This window comes from Ralstonia mannitolilytica (assembly GCF_000954135.1).
Taxonomy (GTDB): domain Bacteria; phylum Pseudomonadota; class Gammaproteobacteria; order Burkholderiales; family Burkholderiaceae; genus Ralstonia; species Ralstonia mannitolilytica.
Genome location: NZ_CP010799.1, coordinates 773,910 through 799,997 on the forward strand (window position 1 = coordinate 773,910; position 26,088 = coordinate 799,997).

Below are 26,088 nucleotides of genomic sequence, written 5' to 3' on the forward strand. Positions count from 1 at the left end.
GCGGCCACGTGCGGCGGCCCGGCATCCGGGATCTTTCTATGGCTTATCAATTCGACTTTGGCGCGGTCTTCGGTTACAGCGGCCAGCTGGCGCAGGGTGTGGGCTTTACGCTCGCGCTCACGGCGGCGGGCGCGCTGGCGGGCGGCGCCATCGGCATCGCCGGGGGCGTGTGCCGCGCGTGGCGCCTCCGGCCGTTCAACGCACTCTTCAAGGCGTACGTGGAGGCCATCCGCAATACGCCGTTTCTCGTGCAGTTGATGTTCGTGTTCTTCGGCTTGCCGTCGCTCGGCGTGCAGATCAACGAGTGGCAGGCCGCATTGCTCACCACGGTGGTCAACCTCGGCGCGTACATCACCGAGATCGTGCGCGCGGGCATACAGGAGACGCCGCGCGGCCAGCTGGAAGCGGCCAGCGCGCTCGCCATGGGCCGCTGGGCGATCTTCCGGCACGTGGTGCTGCGGCCCGCGCTGCAGAAGGTGTGGCCCGCGCTGAGCAGCCAGATTGTGATCGTGATGCTGGGCACGTCGGTCGTCTCGCAGATCGCCGCGCAGGACCTGACGTTTGCCGCCAACTTCATCCAGTCGCGCAACTTCCGCGCGTTTGAGACGTACCTGATCGTCACCGCGCTGTACTTCGCGCTGGCCTTGCTGCTGCGCCAGCTGCTGGCGTGGGTGGGGCAGCGCTTTGTGGTGGTGCGCCGGGCGCCCGCGGCACCCGCTGCCGTGCGCACCGTTGCGACCACGCCTGCGGAGACCGCCGCATGATCGCCGATATCCCTCTGTTGCCCATCCTGCTCAAGCTTGGCGAGGGCCTGCTTGCCACGCTGGTGCTGTCGCTCATGGCCTTTGTGCTGGGCGGCACCGCTGGCCTGGTGGTGCTGTTTGCACGCGTGGGCCGCAACGCCAGCCTGCAGCGCGTGAGCAAGGCGTACATCCAGGTCTTCCAGAACACGCCGCTGCTCATGCAGATGTTCCTGGTGTTCTTCGGGGCGTCCATGGCGGGGTTCGAGATGTCGCCGTGGACGGCCGCCGCCATCGGCCTGACGCTGTACACCAGCGCCTACCTGGCCGAGGTGTGGCGCGGCTGCGTCGAGGCCATCCCGCGCGGGCAGTGGGAAGCGTCTTCCAGCCTGGCGATGGGCTACTTCCAGCAGATGCGGCACGTGGTGCTGCCGCAGGCGGTGCGCCTGTCGATTGCGCCCACGGTCGGGTTCTCGGTGCAGATCGTCAAGGGGACGGCGGTGGCGTCCATCATCGGGTTTGAAGATCTGTCCAAGCTGGGCTCGGTGCTGGCCAATGCCACGTTCCAGCCGTTCCTCATCTATGGGCTGGTGGCGCTGGGGTATTTCGCGCTGTGCTGGCCGCTGTCGCTCTGTGCCTCTCATCTGGAAAAGAAGCTCTATGCCGCTCGTTGATCTGTGCGCCGTACACAAGCATTACGGCAACAACCATGTGCTCAAGGGCGTGGACTTGCGCGTGGAAAGCGGCCAGGTGGTCGCCATCATCGGGCGCAGCGGCTCGGGCAAGAGCACGCTGCTGCGATCCATCAACGGGCTGGAGGCAATCGACGACGGGCAGATCGTGGTCGACAACGCGGTGCTCAAGGGCTCGCAGGCCACGCCCGCGCAACTGCGCGCGCTGCGCCTGAACGTGGGCATGGTGTTCCAGCAGTTCAACCTGTTTCCGCACCTGACGGCGGGCGAGAACGTGGCGCTGTCGCCCGTGGTGGTCAAGGGCATGAGGAAGGCCGACGCCAATGACCTCGCGCGCCAGATGCTGACCAAGGTGGGCCTGGCCGATAAGTTTGATGCGTACCCCGACCAGCTCAGCGGCGGCCAGCAGCAGCGTGTGGCCATTGCGCGCGCGCTGGCCATGCAGCCGAAGGTGCTGCTGTGCGACGAGATCACGTCGGCGCTCGACCCGGAGCTCGTCAACGAGGTGCTGGCCGTGGTGAAGCAACTGGCCGCCGAAGGCATGACGCTGATCATGGTCACGCACGAGATGCGCTTCGCGCGCGATGTGGGCGATCAGCTCGTGTTCATGCACCAGGGGCTGATCCATGAAAGCGGCCCCGCCAAGGAGGTGTTCGCCAACCCGAAGACGGCGGAGCTGGCGGCGTTCATTGGGGCGGTGCAGTAGCGCCGGAAAGCGCCTCGGGTGACTTGCGATGGCTGGCCGCGCTGTCTGCGCGCCCGGCGCACAAAGCCCCTTGTGCGAGCAAGGGGCTTGGCGCTTCTGCAGGCCGCTGAAGTGCGGCTCAGGGCACGGCCACCAGCGCCATTCCGCGCGGCAGCAGGCCCGTGGCCGCGGTGCCGCTGGGCACGGCCGTCAGTTTGCCGGTGGTGGCGTTGATGCTGTATGCGGTGACGGTGTTGTCATTGGCCGTCACCACGTAGGCAAACGTGCCGGCCGGGTTGATGACGATGGTGACGGGGTTGGCGCCCGTGGCGGTGGTGTCGACCAGCGTGAGCGCCCCGTTGGCGGCGTTGATGGAGAACACGCTCACGTTGTTGCTGAGGATGTTGACCACGTACAGGAAGTTGCCCGCCGGCGACACGGCCATCGTATAGGGGTTGGTACCTGCCGTCACGGGCGAGCCCGATGCGGTCAGCGCCCCGGTGCCATCGATGCTGTACACGCCGAGCGTGTTGTCTCCGGAGTTGGCAACGTAGGCGAACTTGCCGTCGGGCGTGAGGGTGATGTACTGCGGCACGCTGCCCGCCGTGACGGTGCTTCCCACCTGCGTGAGCAGGCCCGTGGTGCTGTTGATGGCAAACGCCATGGCCGTGCCCGTTGTGTTGGCGGTGTCGGCATTGACGACATACGCGAACGTGCCAGCGCTGTTGGTGGCGATGGTGTACGGGTTGACCCCGGCCGGGATCACCGTCGCCGGCGATGAGAGCGCGCCCGTCGTCGTGTTGACCGAGAACGCCGAGAGCGTGTTGTCTCCAAAATTGGCGGTGTACACGAACTTGCCGCTGGGCGTGCGCGTAATGCTGTAGGGCTGGCTGCCGGTGGGCGTGGGCGAGCCCACCACGGTGAGCGCGCCGGTGGTCTGGTTGATGGACAGCGTCGTCACGGTGTTGTCGTTGGCGTTGGCCACGTAGACGAACTTGCCCGCCGGATCGATCGTGAGCGACAGCGGCTCGTTCCCCACGGATACGGCGGTCGAGCCGATCTGCGTGGGCAGGCCGGTGGTGGCGTCCAACGTGTAGGCCGAGACGGTGCCGTCGAGCGAGTTCACCGCATACCCGAACAGCGGCCGCAGCGTGCATGTGACGGCAATGTTGGTCACGTTGGCGGTGCCGACCGTGCCGGTGCCGTTGGCGACGGTGCAGTTCTCGCCCGAGGGCCGCGTGCCGACCGTGGCCGCATACGGCTTGCCCTGCGCAAGCCTGGTCGGAAACTGGAAGCTGCCGTTGGCGCCGACCGTCACCGCATCGCCGCCGTTGTTGAGCAGCGTGACGCTCTTGCCGGCGGCCAGGCCGCTGACCGTGCCGCCAACGGAATAGGTGGCAGGTACGGGTGTGGGCGTGGGGGCCGGTGCCGGGCTCGGTGCAGGCGCAGGTGTTGGCGCAGGTGTTGGCGCAGGTGTTGGCGTTGGCGTGGGGGTTGGCGCCGGTGCGTTGTTGCCGGTGGGCGGCGTGGTACCGCCGTCGTCGCCGCCACCGCAGGCCGTGAGCCCGACCGACAGCGCTGCGGCCATCACCAGCGCCGCGCCTTGCAGGCCGTGTGTGCGTCGCTGCGCCGGAGGAATCGGGGCCGGCGAGGGCTGCCCGGTTGCGCTGCAGATGCGTGCCGCTTGGGCTGTGAAAAGCTTGGCCATGATTCCCCCTCGTTGTCGGTGTCACGTGTTGCGTAGACCCGCGCTTACGGCAAGCATAGAAACGCGCAATGGGGTGCCGACATAGGCCAATCCGCCGACAAGGTCCTCGGCCTCATGGACGGAGGCGCGGCTGTAGGTGCACGCCAGCGCGCGTGGTAGAGCGGCGCATTCGGCGCGATACTGGCACTCGTCAGGGTTTGCGCGCGTTCACGTCTTGCCATGTCCACCTCGCCCTGCAGCATTGCCATCCGTCCTCGCACCACCGCCGATGTGGCCGACTGCCGCGCCATCCGCCTTGCAGCGCTGCAGGGTGCACCGGAGGCCTTTGGTTCGACGTACGCCGCTGAGGCCCCCTGGCCTGGCAAGCGTTTGCCAAGCGGCTGGCGACGTCGGTGGTGCTGGGCGCGTATGACGGCGCAGGCATCGCCGGCATGGTCGGCTTCAAGGCGCAGACCGGCGCCAGGCACGCGCAGAAGGGGTTTGTGGGGGGGCTACGTGGCGCTACGGGCGCGGGGCCGCGGTGTGGGCCGGGCGCTGATGGACGGCATCGTGGCGGCGGCCACGGGCCGGGTGGAACAGCTCACCCTGTCCGTCGTGCGCACCAACGCGGCGGCGCTGGCCTTGTATGCGCAATGCGGCTTCACTGCGTACGGCCTGCAGCCGCGCGCGCTCAAGTCTGCGCAGGGCTATGCCGACGAAGTCCGGATGGTGCGTTTCCTGCCGGTGTAGGTGCGGCGCCTACGTTGGCACGCAGGCACTGCAGTACTGCAATCGGCTGGGGCGCACCGCGGCGACTATGCCGCGTGCGTCGCGCTGCGCGGCGGGCCGGCGCTCAGCCAGGGCGCCAGGGCCTGCTGCAGGGCCGACAGATCGACGGGTTTGCCCAGCAGCCGGGCCCCCGCAATCGGCTCGCCGATCTCGGCGTGCGTGCCGTAGCCGGACATCAGGATCACCTGCATCGTCGGCTGACGGCGCACCAGAGCGCGGGCAAGGTCGGCGCCGGATTGCCCAGGCAGGGTCAGGTCCGCCAGCAGCACGTGGAACGGGCGCGTGCTGGCCAGGGCCAGGGCGTCTTCGGCGTTGGCGGCGGCCATGCAGTGCAGGCCGAACCCCGTGAGCAATTCGTGCATGGCCTCGCGCGAGGCGGCGTCGTCTTCCACCAGCAGCAGCGTCGGGCTGGCGGCGGGGCGTGCGACGCTGATGTCGGCGTGCGGTGCTGTACTGGCGGCGGCCAGGGCGGCGGGCACGGGGGCCGGTGTCGTCTTCTGGGCGCCGCGGTGGCTGTCGAGCACGCTGCGCACGAGGCGGGCCAGGTCGTCGCGGCGGTACGGCTTGCCCAGCAGTGTGACGCCGGCGGGCAGCCGGCCGTCACGCACGACCTCGTCGCGCGTGTAGCCCGAGGCCAGCAGCACCGGCAGCGGCGGCACGCGCTGCGCGGCCCGGATCGACAGCTCGCCGCCCTTGATGGCGCCCGGCATGATCACATCGGTAAACAGCAGGTCGATGTGCGTGTCGCTGTTCATCAGCTCGAGCGCGGCGTCGCCGTTGGGGGCGGTCAGCACGCGGTAGCCGAGCTGGGTCAGCATGTCGACGGCCGTGCAGCGCACGTCGGTGTCGTCTTCCACCACGAGAATGGTTTCGCGTCCGCCCTGGGGGACGGGCGCGGCGGTGGCTTCGTGTGCACCGGGGGTGTCGGCCGGGGCGGCCTCGGTGCAGCGGGGGAAGTACAGCTGCACCGTCGTCCCCTTTCCGACCTGGCTGCGGATGACGACATGCCCGCCGCTCTGCTTGACGAAGCCGAACACCATGCTCAAGCCGAGGCCCGTGCCGTGGCCGTCGGGCTTGGTCGTGAAGAACGGCTCGAAGACGTGCTCGATCACTTCTGGCGGCATGCCGACGCCGGTGTCGGTGACGGAGAACACGAGGTAGTCGCCCGGCGCCAGCGCATCGAGCTCATGGCTCTGCACCTGCGTACGGTCGAGCGTGACGTTGCTGGCCGCAATGGTGAGCACGCCGCCGCCGCGCATGGCATCGCGCGCGTTGATCGCCAGGTTGAGCAGCGCGTTTTCGAGCTGGTTGCGGTCGGCCAGCACGTTCCAGAGATCGTCGGCGAGCCGGGTTTCGACCTTGACGGTTTCGCCCAGCGCACGGTGCAGCATTTCGCTCATGCCCTGGATGAGGTGTGCAGGCTCGATGACCGCCGGCGACAAGGGCTGCCGCCGCGCAAACGCCAGCAATTGCGCGGCGAGCGTCGCCCCGCGCTGCACGGCACGGTTGGCGGCGGCAATGCGATGCTGGATGCGGGGGCTCTCCGGGGCTTCCACGGCCAGCATCTGCAGGTTGCCGGCAATCACCTGCAGCACGTTGTTGAAGTCGTGCGCCACGCCGCCGGTCAGGCTGCCGATGGCTTCCATCTTCTGCGCCTGGCGCAACTGCGCTTCCACCTCGGCGCGGGCAGCCAGCGCGTCGGCCACGCGTTGTTCCAGCGTTTCCGTCAGCTGGCGCAGCGATTGCTCCGCGGCTTGGCGCTCGCGCTCGGTCAGCACGCGCTCGGTGGTCTCCACCACGATGGCGAGCACGCCCGCCGGATTGCCGTCGTCATCGGGCAGCGGGCTGTAGTAGAGGTCCATCCAGACGTCTTCGGGCCGGCCGTTGCGCAGCAGTACGAGTTCCTTGTCGCGGTACGACAGCGTGCCGCCGGCCAGGCAGACCTCCATGACGTGGCGGTTGAAATCCGCCACCTCGGGCCAGCCGAGTTCGACCGGGCAGCCGAGCAGATACGGGTGCCGGCCGCCGGCAAAGCCGGCATACGCGTCGTTGTAGATCATGTAGCCATGCTTGCCCCAGAGCATGACGAGGGGCACCGGGCTGGCCAGCACCATCTGCACGGCCGCACGCAGGCTGTGCGGCCAGGCGTCGATGGGGCCAAGCTCCGTCGCCGACCAATCGAATGCGAGCACACGTTGCGCCATCTCACCGTTCCAGCCGGGGCAGTCATGGTGATGCGCGAGAAACGGCATAGGGTCTCCTGTGTGGCCGAGTCACTGCAATGAACGTGAAGGCATTTTAGAAACGCACGCACCCAGCTGCATACCGCTCGCAGGGTGCACGGGGCGGCACCGGTGGATGCCGCGGACGCAGGAAACGTGCCCAAGGCAGCCAGCGCGCTCGGCCATGGCTGACTATCATGGACGTCCCTTTCACACACACCAGGAGAACCCATGAAGTTGATCGGCATGCTCGACTCCCCCTACGTGCGCCGCACGGCCATTTCGCTCAAGCTGCTCGGCGTGCCGTTCGAGCATGCGTCGGTGTCGGTCTTCCGGCATGTCGACCGCTTTCGCGAGATCAACCCGGTGGTGAAGGCGCCCACGCTCGTGTGCGACGACGGCACGGTGCTGATGGATTCGACGCTCATCATCGACTACGCGGAATGTGTGGCCGGCCGCAGCCTGATGCCCGCCGAGATTGCCCGGCGCCAGCACGCGCTGCGGGTCGTCGGCCTGGCGCTGGCCGCCTGCGAGAAGGCCGTGCAGATCGTCTACGAACACAACCTGCGCCCGACCGAGAAGGTGCACGGGCCGTGGGTGGAGCGCGTGCACAGCCAGTTGCTGGCCGCAGTGGATGCGCTGGAGGCCGAGTGGAAGGACGTACCGCTGCCGGTGGAGGCCGGCGAACTCACGCAGGCCGGTGTGACGGTGGCCGTGTCGTGGGCCTTCATCCAGCTGATGGTGGCCGACCGCGTGCCGGCGGCGGACTACCCGCGCCTGGTGGCGTATTCGGCGGCCGCCGAGCAGTTGAGCGTGTTTCGCGACACGCCCATCGACGCGGTCTGACGACCTGACGATGCCCGGCCGGGCGCCTCAGGCGCGCTGCGCCGTCTGCGTGGGGTGCGGCTCGATGTTGGCCTGGCGGTACAGCCCGCCCACGAGATCGGACTCGGTGACGATGCCGGCCAGCCGCCCGTCGGCATCGAGCACGGGAATGTGGTGGTGGCCGGCGCTGGCAAACATCGGCACGAGATCCGACATCGACGCGCTGGCCGGGATCGTCTGCACGCGCGTCTTCATGTGGTCGGCCACGCGCGGCGGGGTGAGCGCGCCGATGCTGAACCACCGGCGCAGGGTCTGGCGCAGGTCGGCGGGGGCGAGGCCCAGCAGGTCGGTGCGGGTGACGATGCCGACCACGTGCTGCCTGTCGTCCACCACCGGCAACGCCTTGAAGCCGTGCTGGCGCAGCAATTGCAGCGCGCGCGGGATCGACGTGTTGGCCGTCACCGTCACCACCGGGCGGGTCATGATGTCGGCGCAGGTGAGCGCCTGGAACGTGCGCGTGTAGGCCTGGAGCTGCATCTCACGCAGCACGGCTTCGATGTCTTCCGGGTCGATGTCGAGCAGCTCGCTCTGGCGGCGCAGCGCGGCGACGATGTCGGCGCGGGTGAAGCCGGCGGCGGTGGGCGGGCGCTCTGCGGCGGGCAGGCGCTGCGCGTGCGGATACCGGTGGCCCGTGGCGGCGTGATACACCAGCGCGCCCACCAGCAGCAGCGCCGACTGGATCAGGATCGGCTCGGCCACGAAGCGATAGCCCAGCGCATGCACGGCCGGCCCGCCGATCACCGCCGTGAGTGCCACCGCGCCCGAGGGCGGGTGCACGCAGCGCAGCGCGAACATGCCGCCAATGGCCGCCGAGATGGCCAGCGCCGAGGCAATCACAGGATCATCGACCAGCAGCGCGAACGTCACGCCCACGGTGGCCGCCACCAGGTTGCCGCCGATGATCGACCACGGCTGCGCCAGGGGGCTGGCCGGCACCGCGAACAGCAGCACGGCCGAGGCGCCCATGGGTGCCACCAGCAGCGGGATCAGCGTCGGTGCGCCCGGCACCAGCTTCATCATCGTGCCCGTAAAGAGAATGCCGACGAGCGCGCCGACGGCGGAGCGCACGCGCTCGCTCCAGCGCACCGTGACGGGGGCGGGGACAAAGCTATGGAGCCAGCGGCGCAGGGCGGGGGGCAGGAACGGGGCGGACATGGTCGACGGGACGGCGATGGCCCGTGAACACGCGCGAGGCTTCACCAGAAGTCACAAAAATGCAGCCGGCGATTCTATCACGCTGTGACATAACCGGCCGCTGCCTCTGCCCTTACGCGCCGTGCCTTGAGGTGGTGCAGCGGCGCGCACGTTTGTCACGCAGCCGTCACGCGCGTTTCACACGCTGGGCCGAGACTGCCGGGCTTCCAGCGTCTCTTTGGCCGACGGCCCGCCTGCACCATGTCTTCTCTCGCCCGCTCCGTTGTTGTCCGCCCGCGCGTGTATGCCAGCCTGGTGGCGCTGTCCGCGGTGCTCGCGCTCGCTGCCTGCGGTGGCGGCGACGACACACCTGCCAGCACGCCGGTAGCCACACAGGCCATTCCGGCACCCCCGGCAGACCCGGGCTTCGTCGACACGGCCGCCGCGCCCAGCGGGGTGCCGCCCTTTGTGGACAACATCGCCACGAACCAGCGCGGCGACGCGCGGTACGCCACGCTCGGCACCAATGCCGGGGTGCGGCTGTTCACGCGGTTCCTCGATTTGTGGCAGCCGCTCACGGAGATCGTCGACGCGGGCGTGAACGCGCCGGCCAACGGGGCGTTTCCGGCGGTGGTGGCCTCCAGCTGGACGGGCTTGCCCAACGACGGCACGCCGGGCGGCACACCGCTCAATCTGCCGGTCCTGAACGCAAACGTGCAATACGTGGTGAACGCGACGACCAACCGCACGCAGGCCCAGGCCGATGCGGCCTACTTTGACGACCGCCGCGGCAAGGGCTACAGCGTGACCGACGGCATGGGGCCGCTCACAACGGCCTGGCGCACGCTGGCGCAGCAGACCACGTCCATCACCACCATCCCGGCGGACGCGAGCACCGTGCTCTACAACGATAGCGGCAACAACACGGGCGTGGGCACCGCGGGCGGCAACACGGCGTTCGGCAAGGTCGTCGACCTGATCAACACGCTCGGCAACAACGCCTCGACCGAGCCGGCCAAGCGCTTCTACAAATATGCGCGGCCGTATCGATGGAGCAGCAGCGTGGTCGTCGTGCCGACGCTGGTGCCGGCCGAAAGCCCCACGCCCGCCACCGATGGTGGCTTCATCAGCGGCCATTCGGCGGAAGCCATGCGCGATGCCGTGGCGATGGCCTACCTGGTGCCCGAGCGCTTCCAGCAGATGCTCGCGCGCGGCATGGAGCTCGGTGAGAACCGCATCCTGGCCGGCATGCACTCGCCGCTGGACGTGATGTCTGGGCGCATGCTCGGCATTGCGGCGGCGGCGGCCAACCTGGCGGACCCGGCCAACGCCACGCTGAAGGCAGATGCATTCCGGCAGGCCCACGCCGGCCTGATGGCGCAGACGGGCACCGACGCCACGAGCTTCCCGGCGCTTGCGCAGTCCGGCACGCCCGCCACCGATCGCTTTGCCGACTACGCCACCAACCAGGCCAACTTCACGCGCCGCATGACCTTCGGCTTCACGCCGATCGGCAGCACGGCGCTTGCGCCGGTGGTGCCCAAGGGCGCCGAGGTGCTGCTGGAAACGCGCTTCCCATACCTGAGCGCAGAGCAGCGCCGCGTGGTGCTCAAGACCACCGAGCTGCCCTCCGGCTACCCCGTGCTCGATGATGCCGAAGGCTGGGGCCGCCTGAACCTGTTTGCTGCCGCCGATGGCTACGGCGCCTTCAACGGCAACGTGGTCGTGTCGATGGACGCGACCCTGGGCGGTTTCAACGCGGCCGACACGTGGCGCAACGCCATCTCGGGCGCGGGCAAGCTGACGCTGCAGGGCACCGGCACGCTGCGCCTGGCGGGCACCAATACCTACAGCGGCGGCACGCAGATCGCGGGCGGCGTGCTGGAGGCCGAGTCGGCCAATGCACTGGGCACGGGCGATGTCTATCTCGGTGCCGGCACGCTGGCCGTCAACGCGCCGGCGGCCGTGGCGATTGCCGGCAAGTTCACGCAGTTGCAGGGCACCACGCTGGACCTGGCCATCGGCCCGAACGGCCAGGGCAGGCTCAGCGTGGCCGGGCTCACCACGATCGCCGGCGGCACGCTGCACGTGAAGTTCGTGAACGGCTACACACCGAAGGTGGGCGACACCATTGCGGTGATCGACGGCGCGGGCCCGAACCGGCAGTTCGCTTCCGTGGTGGTGGACGGCTTCAAGGCCACGGCCGTCTACACGGCCACCGGCATCCAGATCCGGCTCGACGCCTGAGCGCTTATCTGAGCGGCAGCAGGATGTCCGTCACGGCTTCGTGCTCGGGCACATCTGGGTAGAAGCGCACGCGCTGGAACAGCAGCGGCGCATCGCGCAGTTCCTCGCCGCTGGCGGGCAGCCATTCGGCATACAGAGAGGCGACGCTCTGGCCGAGCGTGTCGCCGGAGCCGGTATGGCGCAGTACGGCGTAGCGGCCGCCGGCCAGTGTCTTGGCCATGACGCCCGCCGCATTCGGCGCGATGGGCTCTGGCGTTGCCGCGCAGATGTCGATACGGAAGTCTTCGGGCGGCACATCGTCGGGGTCGTTGTAGACGATGTTGTACGTGGCCGAAATGCTCGGGTGCAGCCGGTGCTCGCGGCGCCAGGCGATGAAGGCGCGGAGGGTGTCGCCCAGCCCGGCCGGGTCTGCGCGGTGCTCGATGGCAGCCACGGGTATGGCGTCGCGTTCGACAATCTCCACGGACTGGGTTTGCAGTTGTGCGGGCATGTGTTGGCTCCTGAGCGCACGCAGCGCGTGCAGGTCGGCGGCCCAGGGCGCCCACTCCGGCGCGGCGCGAAAGTCCGACGGCGATTGCCCCGCCTGCCTGCGGAACGCACGCGCAAAGGCTTCCGTCCCCTCGTACCCGCACGCCAGCGCGATGTCGGTAATGCACGCGTCGTCCCGATAGGCGAGCTGGTGCGCGGCGCGCTTCAGGCGCAGCAACTGTACGTAGCGCCCGACGTTCATGCCGAACAGCAGCGTGAACTGGCGGTGGAAGTGGTACTTCGAAAACGCCGCCACGCCGGCCAGCTGCTCCACATTCAGCGCGTCTTCGAGGTGCGCATCGATGTGCGCGAGCACGGCGCGCATGCGGACGAGGTAGCGGTCGGTGGCGGTGGTCGTCAATTGGAAGGGGCTCCTGGGTGGCGATACGGTAGCCGGAAGGGGCCCGGGGCGCCTGACCGAAGTTGCTCGGTTGGCTCGCATACCCTTCTTCGAAAGGGGCGCGCCGGGCACATCGCTCTGATAGCATCCCTGAGCCCTTCCGGGGCGCCGTCCGGCGGGCGCGGACGAAGCGCAGCTGCCCGTACTGACGTTCAAACCACCACACAGAAGAATCAGGGTATGCAAAACAACAACAGCAGATTTGGGGGCGGGACGCTGGTGCGCCGCGTAATCATGGCTGCGGCGCTGGCTGGCGCGGCGTTGCTGACCGGGTGCGCAAGTACTTACGTCGACACGGCGACCAAGCTGGTGCCGCCGTCCGAGATGAAGAAGGTTGCAGACCCGAAACCGGTCCAGCTGGTGTTCGAGTTCCAGACGAAGGGCGCACCGAACCCGCGTGCCACGACGCTGCTCAAGGATACCGTCGCCAAGGAAGTGACCGACACGGGCTTGTTCGCCAAGGTCTCGACTGAGCCGACTCCGAACGTCGGCATGCTCAATGTGACGCTGAACAATGTGCCGCTGACCGACAACCCGGCCGCCAAGGGCTTCGTGACCGGGCTTACGTTCGGTCTGGCGGGCAGCGCGGTGACGGACGGCTACATCTGCACGGTCAGCTACCTGCCGGCAGGGCAGACCACGCCGATCGTCAAGACGGCGCGCCACGCTATCCACACCACGATCGGCAACGCGAATCCGCCCGCGGGCGTGCAGAAATCGGCGTCGATGCTCGATGCTGTCCAGCAGATGACGCGCGATGTGGTGAGCAACGCGCTGAAGGACCTGTCTTATGACACGGCCTTCAACTGACGCCGGCGCGGTGCGCGCGCTCGGCCTCGGGCTGCTGGCCGCCGCGCTGCTGGCCGGCTGCGCCGAGATGCCGATGAGCCCGCCGAAACCCACCATCGAGAATGCGGCGAAGCTGCGCGGCGGCACCCCCGCCATCGGCCCGGTCGAAGTAGGCACGTTCACGCTGGATGCGGCGCAGTCGGCGAGCATCGACAAGGGTGTCAGCATCCGCAGCAACATGGTGCGCTCGCCGGTGGCGGGCTCCTTCGCGCAATACCTGCGCGAGACGTTGCGCGTGGAGCTGCAATCGGCGGGGCTGCTTGATGCCAGGTCGGATGCGGTGATCACCGGCACGCTGCTCGACAGCACGGTCGAGGCGCCGGTCGGCACCGGCAAGGCGGCGCTGGCCGCGCGGTTCGTCGTCACGCGGGCGGGCGCCGTCCGCTACGATCGCGCGCTGCGTACGCAGGCGTCGTGGGACTCGCCGTTCATGGGTGTCTCTGCGATCCCGCAGGCAGCCGGCCAGTACGAGGCGCTGTACCGGAAGCTGGTCGGTGCCTTGCTGGACGATGCGGCGTTTCGCGCGGCGGTTGCCCAGCAGTAGGTTGCGGTTCGGCACTCCATGAAGAGGCCACCTTCGGGTGGCCTTTTTCATGACAACGGGCAGGACACAAAAAACCGCCCCGAAGGGCGGTTTCTTGTTGAGGCGAACGCAGGCTCAGGCCAGCGCCTTCACCGGCTCGCCGGCCAGCCCGGCCGCTTCACGCAGCAGCAGCGCCTTGTCGGTCGCTTCCCAGCTGAACTCCGGTTCTTCGCGGCCGAAGTGACCGTAGGCGGCGGTCTTGCCGTAGATCGGGCGCAGCAGGTCGAGCATCTGCACGATGCCCTTCGGACGCAGGTCGAAGTGCTCGTGCACGAGCTTGGCGATCTGCTCGTCCGGGATCACGCCCGTGCCTTCGGTGTACACCGTGATGTTGATCGGGCGGGCCACGCCGATCGCGTAGCTGACCTGCACCTGGCACTGGCGCGCCAGACCGGCCGCCACCACGTTCTTGGCGACATAGCGCGCGGCGTACGCGGCCGAGCGGTCGACCTTCGACGGATCCTTGCCCGAGAACGCGCCGCCGCCGTGCGGTGCCGCACCGCCGTACGTGTCGACGATGATCTTGCGGCCGGTCAGGCCGCAGTCGCCTTGCGGGCCGCCGATGACGAAGCGGCCGGTCGGGTTCACCAGGTACTTTGTGTCGGCCAGCATGTGCGACGGCAGCACCGGCTTGATGATCTCTTCGATCACGGCTTCGCGGATGGCCTCCTGCGACATCTCCGGCGCGTGCTGGGTCGACAGCACCACGGTATCCACGCTGTGCGGCTTGCCGTCGACATAACGCACCGTCACCTGCGACTTGGCGTCCGGGCGCAGCCAGGGCAGGCGGCCGTCGCGGCGCAGTTGCGACTGGCGCTCGACCAGGCGGTGCGCGTAATAGATCGGGAAGGGCATCAGCTCGGGCGTCTCGTCGCACGCGTAGCCGAACATCAGGCCCTGGTCGCCGGCGCCCTGGTTCAGATAGTCGTCCGAGGCGCGGTCCACGCCCTGGGCGATGTCGGGCGATTGCTTGTCGTAAGCGACGAGTACGGCACAGCCTTTGTAGTCGATGCCGTAGTCGGTGTTGTCGTAGCCGATGCGCTTGATGGTTTCACGCGCGACCTGGATGTAATCGACGTTGGCCGACGTGGTGATTTCACCGGCGAGCACCACGAGGCCCGTGTTGCACAGCGTTTCTGCAGCGACGCGCGCATATTTGTCCTCGGCCAGGATGGCATCGAGGATGGCGTCGGAAATCTGGTCGGCGACCTTGTCGGGATGGCCCTCGGAGACCGACTCCGAGGTGAAGAGGAAGTCGTTTGACACGGCTGTTAGCTCCAGATTGGCTATCACGTTGCCAATCCGTTTGTGCCACGGCCGGCGACGCTTTAGCGGTATTTTGCTGCCTCGCCCAGGTTTGTGGCCCGGCCCGAGGATTCGCCCCGCAAGTTGTCAGTTAACTCGGCGAATCGCGCTATTATACGCGGCACTTTTTGGGGCCGCAGCACGGCCTGTCAAGACCCTGCTGCCCTGTCGACTGCGACCAACACTGCTTTCGCGCACGCACGCATGACCTTCCTGTTCTGGCTGTTTTCACGCTGGCCGCTGTCGTGGCTGCAGGCGCTGGGCGGCTGGCTGGGGGCCCTGGCCGCGAAGGTGCCGGGGCGCTATCACGACCGGCTCATCGCCAACTTCCGCCACGCCTATCCCGACGTCACCCCCGCCATGCTGAAGGAGGCCGGCCGGTCCGCGGGCCGCATGGTGTTCGAGATGCCGTACTTCTGGGTGCGCAAGGATTCACTGAAGGTCGCGCCCGGCCTGCTCGACGATTGCTGGCCGACCTACGAACGCCTGCTCGAGGACGGCCGCGGCATCATCTTCCTGACCCCGCACCTTGGCTGCTTCGAAGTGCTGCCGCAGGCGTATGCGCAGCGCCGCCCGATCACGGCGATGTTCAAGCCGCCGCACCAGGAGCGCCTGCGCGCCTGGATCGAGACCATGCGCACCCGGCCCAACATGCACATGGCGCCGGCCGACCCGCGCGGCGTGCGCATGGTGGTGCGCGCGCTCAAGCGCGGGGAGGCCGTCGGCATCCTGCCCGACCAGACGCCCACTGCCGGCGAAGGCGTGTGGGCGCCGTTCTTCGGCAAGCCTGCGTATACGATGACGCTGGTGCACCGGCTGCACCGGCTGTCCGGCGCGCCGATCGTACTGATGTTCGGCGAGCGCCTGCCGCGCGGCAAAGGCTATCGGGCCCACATGCGCGTGCTAGAAACGCTGCCCGAAGACGTGGCGCAGGCCGCCGGCCGGATCAATGCCGAAATCGAACAATTGATTGCCCTGGCGCCGACGCAATATCTCTGGGGCTATAACCGCTACAAGCAGCCAAAGGGTGTGGACGCCCCGCCCGCTGTCTGACGCTGCTGACTTTATGGAACGTTTCTTTGCCAAACTCGGCCTGGGTTTCCTGTGGCTGCTGTCTTTCTTTCCGTACGGGTTTGTCGCCCGCTTTGGCGAGGGGCTGGGCGGGCTGCTGTACCGCATTCCGAACAGCCGGCGCCGCGTGGTGCTGGCCAACCTGAAGGCGTGCTTTCCCGAGAAGTCCGATGCCGAGCGCGAGGCGCTGGCGCACGAGGTCTTCCGCAAGGTGTTCCGCAGCTTTGCGGAGCGCTCGTTTGCCTGGTACGCATCGGAGAAGCGCCTGAACCGCGTGGTGAGGATCGACGACCGGGCCAACCTGCCGGCGCTGCACGGCCAGCCGCATATCCTCGTGACGCTGCACCTGTCGGGTGTGGAGATCGGCGCGCTGGCGCTCACCGACTATTTGCGCAAGAACGTCGGCAACGCGGGCTGTTCGCTGTACACGCACATGGCCAATCCGGCGCTGGACGCCGCCGTGAAGACGCTGCGCAGCCGCTTTGGCGCGACCATGCTCGAGCGCAGCGAGAACATCCGCCAGATCATGCGCACCCTCAAGCGCGGCGAGGCGCTGCAGCTCATCTCCGACATGGATTTCGGCGAGCGCGACGCCGAGTTCGTGCCGTTCTTCGGCGTGCCGGCGTTGACGCTCAACGCCATCCCGCGCATGGCGGCGCTGACGGGCGCCAAGGTCGTGCCGATGTACACCGAGATCCTGCCGAATTACCAGGGCTATGCGCTGCGCATCCTGCCCGCGTGGGAAAACTACCCCACCGGCGACCTGACCGCCGACACGCGCCGCATCAACGCCTTCTTTGAAGACGCCATCCGTCCGCGCATCAGCGAGTACTACTGGGTGCACAAGCGCTTCAAGCACCGGCCCGAGGGCATGCCCGGCATCTACTGAGCCGCGGTTCCCGGCTTCGGCCGCGGCCGCCCGGCTCGCTTTAGAATGGGCGCTTTCCGATCGCTCATTGCCGCGTCTGCGCGGCCTGCCATGAAACTGCACTTCACCAAGATGCACGGCGCGGGCAACGACTTCGTCGTGCTCGACGGCATCCAGACGCCCATCGACTTCACGCCCGAGCAGTGGCGCGCCATTGCCGACCGCCACTTTGGCGTGGGGGCAGACCAGCTGCTGCTGGTCGAGCGCTCGACACGGCCCGACGTCGATTTCCGCTACCGCATCTTCAACCACGACGGCGGCGAGGTGGAGCACTGCGGCAACGGCGCCCGCTGCTTCGTCAAGTTCGTCACCGACCGCGGCCTGACCGACAAGCGCACCGTGCGCGTGGAAGTCATGAACGGCATCGCCACGCTCACGATGCAGGACGATGGCCAGGTGACCGTCGACATGGGCGCGCCCGTGTTCGAGGCCGAGCGCTTGCCGTTCGTGCCGGACGGCCTGCCCACGCGCGTGGAAGGCGAAGATACGCTTCACGCGCTGCAGATCAATGGCCGCACGGCGTGGCTGTCCACCGTGTCGATGGGCAACCCGCACGCCGTGCAGGTGGTCGACGACGCCGAGGCCTTTCCCGTGCTCGAAGACGGCCCGCTGATCGAATCGCACACGGTGTTTCCGCGTCGCGTGAACGCGGGGTTCATGCAGATCGTCGACCGCCATTCCATCCGCCTGCGCGTGTACGAGCGCGGCGCAGGCGAGACGCTTGCTTGTGGCACGGGTGCCTGTGCGGCCGTGGTGGCTGGCATCCGGCGCGGGCTGCTCGATTCGCCCGTCAAGGTGGCTACGCACGGCGGCGATCTCACCATCGCGTGGGCCGGTGTCGGCCAGCCCGTGATGATGACCGGCCCCGCCACCACGGTGTTCGAGGGCACGCTGGACCTGGACGCGCTGAAGCTTCCCGCAGGCCGCCAGGCATAAGCCGTACCGCGCGGCCGGCTGCCGCATCGTCAGAACAACAGGAGGCACCGTGGGCTCGAACGGCACGAACCGGCTTGACGACTATCGCTTCGACGGCAGCAGCAAGTTCAAGATCGCGAAGCTGGATGCCTCCGCCAAGCCTTTCTCCACTGGCAGCAAGTCCGACGACAACGCGCGGCTGGCCGAGGTGGCGGCCAGGCTCGATGCGCTGCAGGACACTCTCTATGCCGAGCATCGGCGCAAGGTGCTTGTCATCCTGCAGGGCATGGATACGTCAGGCAAGGATGGCACCGTGCGAGGCGTGTTCCGCGCCATGGACCCGCTGGGCCTGCGCGTGGTCGGCTTCAAGGCGCCGACGCCGCAAGAGCTCGCGCACGATTACCTGTGGCGCGTGCACGCCCAGACGCCCGCCCGCGGCGAGATCGTCATCTTCAACCGCAGCCATTACGAAGACGTGCTGATCACGCGGGTGCACGGCGACATCGACGCCGCCGAATGCAAGCGCCGTTACGGCCACATCAACGCGTTTGAACAGATGCTCGTCGATACCGGCACGACCATCGTCAAATGCTTCCTGCACATCTCGAAGGACGAACAGCGCAAGCGCCTGCAGGAACGCATCGACGATCCGCACAAGCACTGGAAGTTCGACCCGGCGGATATGGAAGAGCGCAAGCTGTGGGACGGGTACATGGAGGCCTACGGGGCGGCGATCAACGCCACCGCCACGCCGCACGCGCCGTGGTATGTGATCCCCGCGGATTCCAAGACGCACCGGAATCTGATGGTCGCGGAGATCCTGTTGGAGGTGTTCGAGGGGATGAAGCCTCAGTATCCGGAGGGGAATCCGGCGTTTGAGGCGCTTAGGATTGAGTAGGGGTTTGGTGGTTGGTTTTGTTGTTTGATTTTGTTGTTGGTGGTGCATCCCTTGTTTCACCCCCTGCCGGGGGCGACTCACTTTCTTTGTCTTGCCAAAGAAAGTAACCAAAGAAAGGCGCGCCCGAGATGGCGACCCCCTCCTTGGATTTTTGTAACCGTGCGGAGACGGGAAAAACTCGCTTCGCTCAGACAGTTTCCCGTCTTTTTTCCGCCCGCTTACAAAAATCCAAGGCGCCATCTAGGGCAGGAACGTCAAAGGCCACACCGACGGTGTGCTGGCCTGGGCTGCACTGGTTTGCTGCTGTTGTTGCTCGCTTTGCTTCGCGTTGTGTTGTTGGTGCCTGCTGCACTCGTGGTCGATGGTTTGGCCTTTCCCTGCCCTATGCGGCGCCTTGAATTTCTGTGAGCGGGCGGAAAAAGGAAGGAGGCTTGTCTGAGCGAAGCGAGTTTGCCTCCTTCCCCGCACGGTCACAGAAATTCAAGGAGGGGGTCGCCGCATCGGGCGCGCCTTTCTTTGCTTACTTTCTTTGGCAAGACAAAGAAAGTGAGTCGCCCCCGGCAGGGGGTGAAACAAGGGATGTACCAAAAAAAAAACAAAACCCCGGCGAACAACACCACCGGGGTTTTCTCGAACGCGAAGAAGAATCAGATAGCGCTAACGCCGTATTTGTCCCGGTAAGCCGCAGCCTTATCCCGATACCCCGCCAGCGCCGGGTCGCCGGCGCTATCCAGATACCCCAGCAAGTCATCCAGATTGGCAATCGACACAACCGGCATACCGTATTGAGCCTGCACATCCTGCACAGCAGAGCGCTCGCCGATATCCTGCGCATTGCCGCTGCGCTCCATCCGGTCCATGAGGATCAGCACGGCCGCAGGCGTGGCGCCCGCCGCGCGGATCAGCTCGACCGATTCGCGCACCGAGGTGCCGGCAGAGATCACGTCATCGACGATCACCACGCGCCCTTGCAGCTTGGCGCCGACGAGGCTGCCGCCCTCGCCGTGGTCCTTGGCTTCCTTGCGGTTGTACGCAAAGCCGACGTTGCGTCCGAGCCCGGCCAATGCCACGGCCGTGGCGCTTGCCAGGGTGATGCCCTTGTATGCCGGCCCGAACAGCATGTCGAACTCCACGCCCGAGTCGAGCAGGGTTTTCGCATAGAATTGCGCGACCTGGCCCAGCAGTGCGCCGTCAGCAAACTTGCCGGCGTTGAAGAAATAGGGCGACGTCCGCCCCGCCTTGGTCACGAATTCCCCGAACGACAGCACGCCGGCTTCCACCGCAAAGCGGATGAAGGATTGGCGCAACTCGCTGTTTTGGCTCATCTTTTTTCTCTGGTCCGCAAAAAAGTCCCGCCATGTTACGCATCATTTCCGCCAACCTCAACGGCGTTCGCTCCGCTGCCAGCAAGGGCTTTTTCGAGTGGATGGGCAAGCAGGACGCCGATTTCGTCTGCGTGCAGGAACTGAAATGCGCGCAAGACGACATGACGCCTGAATTCCTGGCGCCGCACGGTTACCACGGCGTGTTCCAGCACGCGGTGAAGAAGGGCTACAGCGGCGCGGGCATCTACACGCGCCACAAGCCCGACGAGGTCATCATCGGCTTCGATAACGGCGAGTTCGATGCGGAAGGCCGCTACGTCGAGGCCCGCTACGGCAAGCTGTCGATCATCTCGGTCTACGTGCCGTCGGGTTCCAGCGGCGAAGAGCGCCAGCAGGCCAAGTTCCGCTTCATGGACCTGTTCATGGAGCACCTCAAGGACCTGCGCCACGAAAAGGGCCGCGAGGTCGTGCTGTGCGGCGACGTCAACATCGTCCACAAGGAAATCGACATCAAGAACTGGAAGGGCAACCAGAAGAACTCCGGCTGCCTGCCCGAAGAGCGTGCGTGGCTGACCAAGCTCTTCGATGAGGTCGGCTATGTGGATGTGTTCCGCACGCTCGACCAGCGCCCCGAGCAGTACACCTGGTGGAGCAATCGCGGCCAGGCGTATGCAAAGAACGTCGGGTGGCGTATCGATTACCAGATCGCCACGCCGGGCATTGCCGCCACCGCGCGCCGCACGTCGATCTTCAAGGACATCAAGTTCAGCGACCACGCGCCGCTGACGATCGATTACGACACGAAGCCGCACTGGTAAGCGGCATCAAAGTCACTTCATAGCGCTGCCGCGGAAATGTCTTCGTCAGCCGCTACAATGCAAACCTCACGCGCCGGCACCGCTTGCCGGCGTTGTCTTTGGCCCCCAGTTTTTTAGCGAGATCACCATGGCATTCAAGGTTTTCGTCGACGGTCAGGAAGGCACCACCGGCCTTCGCCTGCTCGACTATCTGTCGCAGCGCGACGATATCGAGCTGCTGCGCATCGCCGAAGACAAGCGCAAGGATTCAGCCGAGCGCGCCAAATTCCTGAATGCCGCCGATGTTGCATTCCTCTGCCTGCCGGACGTCGCCTCGCGCGAGGCCGTCTCGCTGGTCAACAACCCGAACACCTGCATCATCGACGCCAGCACCGCGTTCCGCACGTCGGACGACTGGGTCTACGGCCTGCCGGAACTGGCCCAGGGCCAGCGCGAGCGCCTGCGCAACACCAAGCGCATCGCCGTGCCGGGCTGCCACGCCAGCGCGTTCGTGCTGCTGATGCGTCCGCTGGTGGATGCGGGCATCGTCCCTGCCGACTACCCGGTCACGGCGTTCTCGCTCACGGGCTACAGCGGCGGCGGCAAGAAGATGATCGCCGACTACCTCGCCGCCGATAACCCGAAGCTCGACAGCCCGCGCCCGTACGCGCTGGCCCTGGCGCACAAGCACCTGCCGGAGATGCGCGTGCAGAGCCGCCTGAGCCTCGCGCCGATCTTCACGCCGGTCGTCGGCAACTTCTTCAAGGGCCTGGCCGTGACGATCGGCCTGCACCCGCAGCACCTGGCGCGCAAGGTGAGCCCGACCGACATCGCCCGTGTGCTGGCCGATTACTACCAGGGCGAGCAGTTCATCCGCGTGGCGCCGGCCGACAACGTTGCGACGCTCGACAACGGCTTCTTCGATGTGCAGGGCGCCAACGACACCAACCGCGCCGACCTGTTCGTGTTCGGTTCGGACGAGCGCATGGTCGTCACCGCGCGTCTGGACAACCTGGGCAAGGGCGCGGCCGGCGCAGCAGTGCAATGCATGAACGTGCACCTGGGCGTGGACGAGGCGACGAGCCTGCATGTGGAAGCGCCGATTCCCGAGGAAGGCGCCGCCCATGCCGTGCGCGAGGCTGCGCCCGGCTTTGCGAGCTGATCGGCACGCGACCGAATCAACAGGAACGCGCCTTCGGGCGCGTTTTTCTTTGGGGCTTGCCTGCCGCGCTGATATCAGAGGAGGCAATGACTGCCATCTGCAATGACGATTGGATCAATCATTGCGGCACGCGCATCATGCCGGGCGACACGGGGCCAGCGCGGTCCCGACGCGTTTGCACACAGGAGAGAACCCCATGGCAGAGATTGCATTCCTGGGCCTGGGAGCGATGGGCTCCCGCATGGCGCTGAACCTCGTTCGCGCTGGCCACCACCTCACGGTGTGGAACCGTTCGCCCGAGGCTGCGTCCGCGCTGGCCGCCGCCGGCGCCAAGGTCGCGCAGACGCCGCGTGAGGCCGCTGCCGGCGCCGCCTTCGTGGTGACGATGCTGCGTGATGACGCGGCATCGCGCCAAGTCTGGCTGGCGCCCGAAACCGGCGCGCTGGCCGGCATGGCGGCGGGCACCGTTGCGATTGAAAGCTCCACGTTGTCGCCCGATTGGGTCAAGGCGCTGGGCGCGGCTGCGATGGACAAGGGCGTCAAGCTGCTCGAAGCGCCCGTGGCCGGTTCGCTGCCGCAGGCCGACGCCGCGCAGCTGATCTACCTCGTGGGCGGCGAGCCCGCCACGGCGGAGCTGGCGGAGCCGGTATTGAAGGCGATGGGAGCGGCCGTGCACCGGGTCGGCCCGCTCGGGGCCGGCGCGCTGGTCAAGCTCTCGACCAATGCGCTGCTCGGCGCCCAATTGGCCGTGTTGGCCGAGCTGATCGGGATGCTGAAGCGCTGCGGCGCCGATGCCGCGCAGGCGTTGCAGGCCGTTGCCGCCACGCCTGTGTGGAGCCCCGTGGCCACGCGCCTGACGGATTCCATGCTGGCGGGCAATTTCGCGCCGCAGTTTCCCGTCTCGCTGATCGAGAAGGATTTCGGCTATGCCGTGGACGCCGCGGGTTCAGCCGAGGCGGCGCCCGTGCTGGCAGCCGCGCGGGGCGTTTTCCGAGAAGCCATGTCGCGCGGGCTGGGCCAGGCCAACATGACCAGCGTCGTGCGCTTGTTCACCGCGTAATTGACGTGTTGTGCGCGCTTCAGGCGCGCTCGCGGACGCGCACATCGGGCCGCGAGGGCGCGGCATCGGATGTGCCGCAGGTCTCGAACAGCAGCGTGCGCAGCCACCGATGGCCCGGGTGCAGGTGCGTGCGCGCATGCCAGGCGATGACCTTGGTGAAACCCGGGATCTCGATCGGCGGATCGAGCAGCGCCAGCCCGTCTGCCTCCGTCACCAGCCGGCGGGGCACCACGGCCACCAGGTCGGTCGCGCGCAGGACTTCGGGCAGGATCAGGAAGCTCGCCACCGAGAGCGACACGCGGCGCGCACGCCCAAGCCTGGCCAGTGCGTCGTCGGTGGCGCCCGTGAAATCGCCGCCGGCGTAGGAGACGAGCGCGTGGTCGAGTGCGCAGAAGCGGTCGAGAGGCAGCGTGCTGCCGTGCGCGTCGGGATGGTCGCGACGCAGCGCGCAGACGTAGCGCTCATCGAACAGGTGGCGCGCGTACAGGTCTGGCGGCGTGCGCTCGGGCGTGAGCAGGGCGAGGTCGACTTCGCCGCGCTCGAGCTGGGCCTTCGTCAGTGCGTACTCGGCCGGCCGCGCCGCCACGCGGATGCGCGGCGCGTGCTGGCTGAGCGCGCGCAGGAAGGGGACGACCACCGCGCGCAGCCCGTAGTCGGTGGCGGCGATGGAGACGGTGAGCTCCGCGGTCTGCGGATCGAACGCGGACGGCTGAAGCAGCGCATCGATTTCGCTGAGGACTTGCTTGACGCGCCCGGTCAGTTCCAGCGCGCGCTGGGTGGGGACGACGCCGCGCTGCGTGCGCACGAACAGCGGGTCGCCAAAGCTCTCGCGCAGGCGCGTCAGCATGCCGCTCATGGCCGGCTGCGTGATCGCCAGCCGCGCCGCCGCGCGCGTGACGTTTCGCTCATCCAGCAAGGCATCGAGGGCCTTGAGCAGGTTCAGGTCGAGCGTTCTGATATCGCGCATGCTGATGTCGGGGGAAGAGCGGCGAGCCTTCTCTTATAGCGGCCGGGCGCCGTGGCGGCAAGGTGCGATCGGCGGCTCAGGCGTCGCCGGGGTGGATACGCGCCGGGTTCCAGCCGAGGGCGTTGTAGACGTGATACCGCGCAATGCCGATCCACTCGTGCAGCGCGTAGTCCGTCAGCGTGAAGTTGTACGCGAGCGGCAGGGGCGACGCGGTGGCCTGCAGGTCATCGGCGCGCACCGGGATGGGCGTCATGCCGAAGTGCGCGAAATACAGCAGGCTGCGCCGCAGATGGATGGCAGACGACACGAGCACCGTGCGGTCCGGCGCGTATTCGCCAAGAACGGCGCGCGAGAACTGCGCGTTCTGCCACGTGTTCATGCTCTTCGGCTCCATGAGCACGTCGGCGCGGTCAACGCCGAGCGCGACCAGCTCCCGGCCGTAGACGGTGGCCTCGGGTTCGCCGTGGTGGCGCGCATCTCCGCCGCTGACGAGGATCTTGCAGTCGCCGTTTGACTTGCGGCAGGCCTGGTACAACTGCGCCGCTTCCACCACGCGCGGGTACGAGAACAGGCTCGGCTCGACCCGCCCGCCCACGCGGAACGTGCCCGCGCCGAGCAGCACGATGGCGTTGCGGGCGCCCCATTGAATGCGCGCTTCGTTCTCGAACGGCTTGTCGAGCGAGTCCAGCAGCCACGCAGGCACCGCGCCGCAGCCGACCGCCACGACCAGCACCGCCGATACCGCCGCCAAGCCACGCGCAGCCCGGCGGCGCCCACGCGCCGCACACACCGCTGCCACGATCACCAGCACACACAGGACAGCCAGGCTCACAAGTTCCTCCGCATCGGCACGCCACGCGCGTGCATGGAGCGTCATCGTAAAGAGGAATGGGCGGGCGTGCGACCCGTCTTCTTAAGGGGGGGCGGCGCGCTTGCCGTGCCGATCAGCCGGCCGGGCCGCCGATCTTGGCCAGCAACTCGCGCAACATCGCGCGCTCGGCCGGGGTGAGCGCGGCCAGCATCCGCTCTTCCGTTGCCACGTGCGAGGCGACCAGGCCATCGACGAGCGCGAAGCCCTCGTCAGTCAGCACGATCTGCAGCCCGCGCCGATCTTCCGGGTCGGTCTTGCGGGCAATGAGGCCGCGCTTTTCCAGCCGGTCGAGCCGGTTCGTCATGGCGGAGGTGGACAGCATCATGTCCTTGGCCAACGCCGAGGGCGACAGCGCCCGGTCGCGGCCGTTGCGGCGCAGGGTGAGCAGCACGTCAAAGCCGGCCAGGTCCAGGTCGGCGCCGGCCACGTTCGCGACCACGCCCTGGCGCAGCCGCTCACCGGCGCGCCAGACTTCGCCGCAAACGGCCATCGGGCTCGCATCGATGTCGGGGCGCTCGCGCCGCCATTGCGCGAGGATGCCCTCCATCGGTCCCCCTTGTGGGGATGTGGGATCACCTTGACCCATTGAAGACCTCATCCTAGTATTTCGACATCAAATTACTTTACGTCGAGATGCTTGAAATCGTATCGGCTTTGCCGGTGCGATGCAATCGTCATCCCCCGCCCCTATTGCGAGACCCTCATGACCGAACGACTTGCCGATCATCCGATCGATCCGCTGTTTCTGGCGCGCTGGTCACCCCGCGCCTACGACGCGCAGCCCATGCCGGAGGCCGATCTGCTGCGCATGCTCGAGGCGGCGCGCTGGGCGCCATCGGCCTACAACTATCAGCCGTGGCGGTTTCTCTACGCGCGGCGCGGCGATCCGGACTGGGCAACGTTCCTGAGCCTGCTCGTGCCGTTGAATGAAGACTGGGCGCGCCATGCGGCGGCGCTGGTCTTTGTGCTGTCCGACACGCTCATCCACCGCGATGACCCGGCGCAGGCGGTGCCCTCGCGCAGCCACAGCTTCGATGCCGGCGCCGCGTGGGCACAACTGGCGCTGCAGGCGGCCAGCCTCGGCTATCACGCGCGCGGCATGGCGGGCGTCGACTTCGACCGGGCCCGTGCCGCGCTGCGCGTGCCGGAGCGCTTCCGCATCGAAATCGGCGTCGCCATCGGCCGCCGCGGCGAGGTCGCGTCGTTGCCGGCCGCACTTCAGCCGCAGGAGCGGCCGACGCCGCGGCGACCGCTCAGCGAACTGGCATTCAGCGGACGGTTTCCGGACTGAATTTTGTAGCGCCTTTTATTTCGATATCAAATAACGTTACGTGGAGCTTCATCGTGC

General features: G+C 67.4%; 25 protein-coding genes. 16 read left to right on the forward strand and 9 right to left on the reverse strand.

Annotated features, from left to right (window positions below):
- Positions 1-38: 38 nt before the first annotated feature.
- The 3 genes from TK49_RS03700 to TK49_RS03710 are packed head-to-tail and all read left to right on the forward strand — an operon-like array spanning position 39 to position 2,138.
- Complete coding sequence (locus tag TK49_RS03700) at positions 39-764, forward strand: amino acid ABC transporter permease (RefSeq protein WP_045785500.1); 726 nt, start codon at positions 39-41, stop codon at positions 762-764.
- Complete coding sequence (locus TK49_RS03705) at positions 761-1,414, forward strand: amino acid ABC transporter permease (RefSeq protein WP_045785501.1); 654 nt, start codon at positions 761-763, stop codon at positions 1,412-1,414. The genes TK49_RS03700 and TK49_RS03705 overlap by 4 nt, the downstream gene beginning before the upstream one ends.
- Positions 1,401-2,138, forward strand: a complete 738-nt coding sequence (locus TK49_RS03710; protein ID WP_045785502.1) for an amino acid ABC transporter ATP-binding protein — start codon at positions 1,401-1,403, stop codon at positions 2,136-2,138. The genes TK49_RS03705 and TK49_RS03710 overlap by 14 nt, the downstream gene beginning before the upstream one ends.
- Positions 2,139-2,256: 118 nt before the next feature.
- Here TK49_RS03710 and TK49_RS03715 read toward each other — a convergent pair whose 3' ends face one another.
- Entirely contained in the window at positions 2,257-3,825 is a 1,569-nt protein-coding gene (locus tag TK49_RS03715) for a lactonase family protein (protein WP_045785503.1), read from the reverse strand.
- Positions 3,826-4,233: 408 nt separating this feature from the next.
- On the opposite strand from TK49_RS03715, the gene TK49_RS24905 reads away from it, so the two are divergent.
- The gene (locus TK49_RS24905) at positions 4,234-4,554 is read left to right on the forward strand and encodes a GNAT family N-acetyltransferase (protein ID WP_394372252.1); all 321 of its coding nucleotides are present in this window, start codon (positions 4,234-4,236) and stop codon (positions 4,552-4,554) included.
- Between the two features lie 65 nt (positions 4,555-4,619).
- Here TK49_RS24905 and TK49_RS03725 read toward each other — a convergent pair whose 3' ends face one another.
- Positions 4,620-6,845, reverse strand: a complete 2,226-nt coding sequence (locus TK49_RS03725; RefSeq protein WP_045785504.1) for a response regulator — start codon at positions 6,843-6,845, stop codon at positions 4,620-4,622.
- 201 nt (positions 6,846-7,046) lie between these two features.
- Between TK49_RS03725 and TK49_RS03730 the strand changes: the two genes are divergently transcribed.
- Positions 7,047-7,661, forward strand: a complete 615-nt coding sequence (locus tag TK49_RS03730; protein ID WP_045785505.1) for a glutathione S-transferase — start codon at positions 7,047-7,049, stop codon at positions 7,659-7,661.
- A 27-nt stretch (positions 7,662-7,688) separates the two neighbouring features.
- Here TK49_RS03730 and TK49_RS03735 read toward each other — a convergent pair whose 3' ends face one another.
- Positions 7,689-8,855, reverse strand: coding sequence for an HPP family protein (locus TK49_RS03735; RefSeq protein WP_045785506.1), 1,167 nt, complete (start codon positions 8,853-8,855; stop codon positions 7,689-7,691).
- 240 nt (positions 8,856-9,095) lie between these two features.
- On the opposite strand from TK49_RS03735, the gene TK49_RS03740 reads away from it, so the two are divergent.
- A complete protein-coding gene (locus TK49_RS03740; protein WP_045785507.1) occupies positions 9,096-11,081 on the forward strand; it encodes an acid phosphatase in 1,986 nt (661 codons plus the stop codon).
- A 4-nt stretch (positions 11,082-11,085) separates the two neighbouring features.
- Here the strand turns inward: TK49_RS03740 and TK49_RS03745 are convergent, their stop codons facing one another.
- On the reverse strand, positions 11,086-11,970 hold the full coding sequence (locus tag TK49_RS03745) for an AraC family transcriptional regulator (RefSeq protein ID WP_240479928.1): 885 nt from the start codon (positions 11,968-11,970) through the stop codon (positions 11,086-11,088).
- Between the two features lie 219 nt (positions 11,971-12,189).
- On the opposite strand from TK49_RS03745, the gene TK49_RS03750 reads away from it, so the two are divergent.
- Both TK49_RS03750 and TK49_RS03755 read left to right on the forward strand, forming a co-directional pair.
- A complete protein-coding gene (locus TK49_RS03750; protein WP_045785508.1) occupies positions 12,190-12,819 on the forward strand; it encodes a hypothetical protein in 630 nt (209 codons plus the stop codon).
- Positions 12,800-13,402, forward strand: coding sequence for a hypothetical protein (locus tag TK49_RS03755; RefSeq protein WP_045785509.1), 603 nt, complete (start codon positions 12,800-12,802; stop codon positions 13,400-13,402). Before TK49_RS03750 ends, TK49_RS03755 begins: the two co-directional genes overlap by 20 nt.
- Before the next feature lie 114 nt (positions 13,403-13,516).
- Here TK49_RS03755 and metK read toward each other — a convergent pair whose 3' ends face one another.
- On the reverse strand, positions 13,517-14,707 hold the full coding sequence (gene metK, locus TK49_RS03760; RefSeq protein ID WP_045785510.1) for a methionine adenosyltransferase: 1,191 nt from the start codon (positions 14,705-14,707) through the stop codon (positions 13,517-13,519).
- A 243-nt stretch (positions 14,708-14,950) separates the two neighbouring features.
- Here metK and TK49_RS03765 point away from each other — a divergent pair, with 243 nt between their 5' ends.
- The 4 genes from TK49_RS03765 (at position 14,951) to TK49_RS03780 (ending at position 18,558) form a co-directional block, all read left to right on the forward strand.
- Positions 14,951-15,799 carry a lysophospholipid acyltransferase family protein gene (locus tag TK49_RS03765; protein WP_045785511.1) on the forward strand — a complete coding sequence of 283 codons (849 nt, stop codon included), beginning with the start codon at positions 14,951-14,953 and terminating at the stop codon, positions 15,797-15,799.
- 13 nt (positions 15,800-15,812) lie between these two features.
- Entirely contained in the window at positions 15,813-16,706 is an 894-nt protein-coding gene (locus tag TK49_RS03770) for a lipid A biosynthesis lauroyl acyltransferase (RefSeq protein ID WP_045787731.1), read from the forward strand.
- 90 nt (positions 16,707-16,796) lie between these two features.
- Complete coding sequence (gene dapF / locus TK49_RS03775; protein ID WP_045785512.1) at positions 16,797-17,681, forward strand: diaminopimelate epimerase; 885 nt, start codon at positions 16,797-16,799, stop codon at positions 17,679-17,681.
- A 49-nt stretch (positions 17,682-17,730) separates the two neighbouring features.
- Complete coding sequence (locus TK49_RS03780; RefSeq protein ID WP_045785513.1) at positions 17,731-18,558, forward strand: polyphosphate kinase 2 family protein; 828 nt, start codon at positions 17,731-17,733, stop codon at positions 18,556-18,558.
- Between the two features lie 647 nt (positions 18,559-19,205).
- On the opposite strand, the gene pyrE is transcribed toward TK49_RS03780, so the two are convergent.
- Positions 19,206-19,883, reverse strand: coding sequence for an orotate phosphoribosyltransferase (gene pyrE / locus TK49_RS03785; RefSeq protein ID WP_045785514.1), 678 nt, complete (start codon positions 19,881-19,883; stop codon positions 19,206-19,208).
- Between the two features lie 32 nt (positions 19,884-19,915).
- On the opposite strand from pyrE, the gene TK49_RS03790 reads away from it, so the two are divergent.
- The 3 genes from TK49_RS03790 to TK49_RS03800 all read left to right on the forward strand — a co-directional run bounded on the left by TK49_RS03790 (position 19,916) and on the right by TK49_RS03800 (position 22,902).
- A complete protein-coding gene (locus tag TK49_RS03790; protein WP_045785515.1) occupies positions 19,916-20,701 on the forward strand; it encodes an exodeoxyribonuclease III in 786 nt (261 codons plus the stop codon).
- 127 nt (positions 20,702-20,828) lie between these two features.
- Positions 20,829-21,842 (forward strand): N-acetyl-gamma-glutamyl-phosphate reductase, encoded by a 1,014-nt coding sequence (gene argC, locus TK49_RS03795; RefSeq protein ID WP_045785516.1) that lies wholly within the window; start codon positions 20,829-20,831, stop codon positions 21,840-21,842.
- Positions 21,843-22,038: 196 nt separating this feature from the next.
- Complete coding sequence (locus TK49_RS03800) at positions 22,039-22,902, forward strand: NAD(P)-dependent oxidoreductase (RefSeq protein WP_045785517.1); 864 nt, start codon at positions 22,039-22,041, stop codon at positions 22,900-22,902.
- Between the two features lie 19 nt (positions 22,903-22,921).
- On the opposite strand, the gene TK49_RS03805 is transcribed toward TK49_RS03800, so the two are convergent.
- From TK49_RS03805 to TK49_RS03815, 3 genes are all read right to left on the reverse strand, one after another.
- Positions 22,922-23,869 carry a LysR family transcriptional regulator gene (locus TK49_RS03805; RefSeq protein WP_045785518.1) on the reverse strand — a complete coding sequence of 316 codons (948 nt, stop codon included), beginning with the start codon at positions 23,867-23,869 and terminating at the stop codon, positions 22,922-22,924.
- A gap of 76 nt (positions 23,870-23,945) precedes the next feature.
- Positions 23,946-24,701 (reverse strand): YdcF family protein, encoded by a 756-nt coding sequence (locus TK49_RS03810; RefSeq protein WP_045787732.1) that lies wholly within the window; start codon positions 24,699-24,701, stop codon positions 23,946-23,948.
- Positions 24,702-24,813: 112 nt separating this feature from the next.
- Positions 24,814-25,326, reverse strand: coding sequence for a MarR family winged helix-turn-helix transcriptional regulator (locus tag TK49_RS03815; protein ID WP_045785519.1), 513 nt, complete (start codon positions 25,324-25,326; stop codon positions 24,814-24,816).
- 117 nt (positions 25,327-25,443) lie between these two features.
- Here TK49_RS03815 and TK49_RS03820 point away from each other — a divergent pair, with 117 nt between their 5' ends.
- A complete protein-coding gene (locus tag TK49_RS03820) occupies positions 25,444-26,031 on the forward strand; it encodes a nitroreductase family protein (RefSeq protein ID WP_045785520.1) in 588 nt (195 codons plus the stop codon).
- Positions 26,032-26,088: the final 57 nt, after the last annotated feature.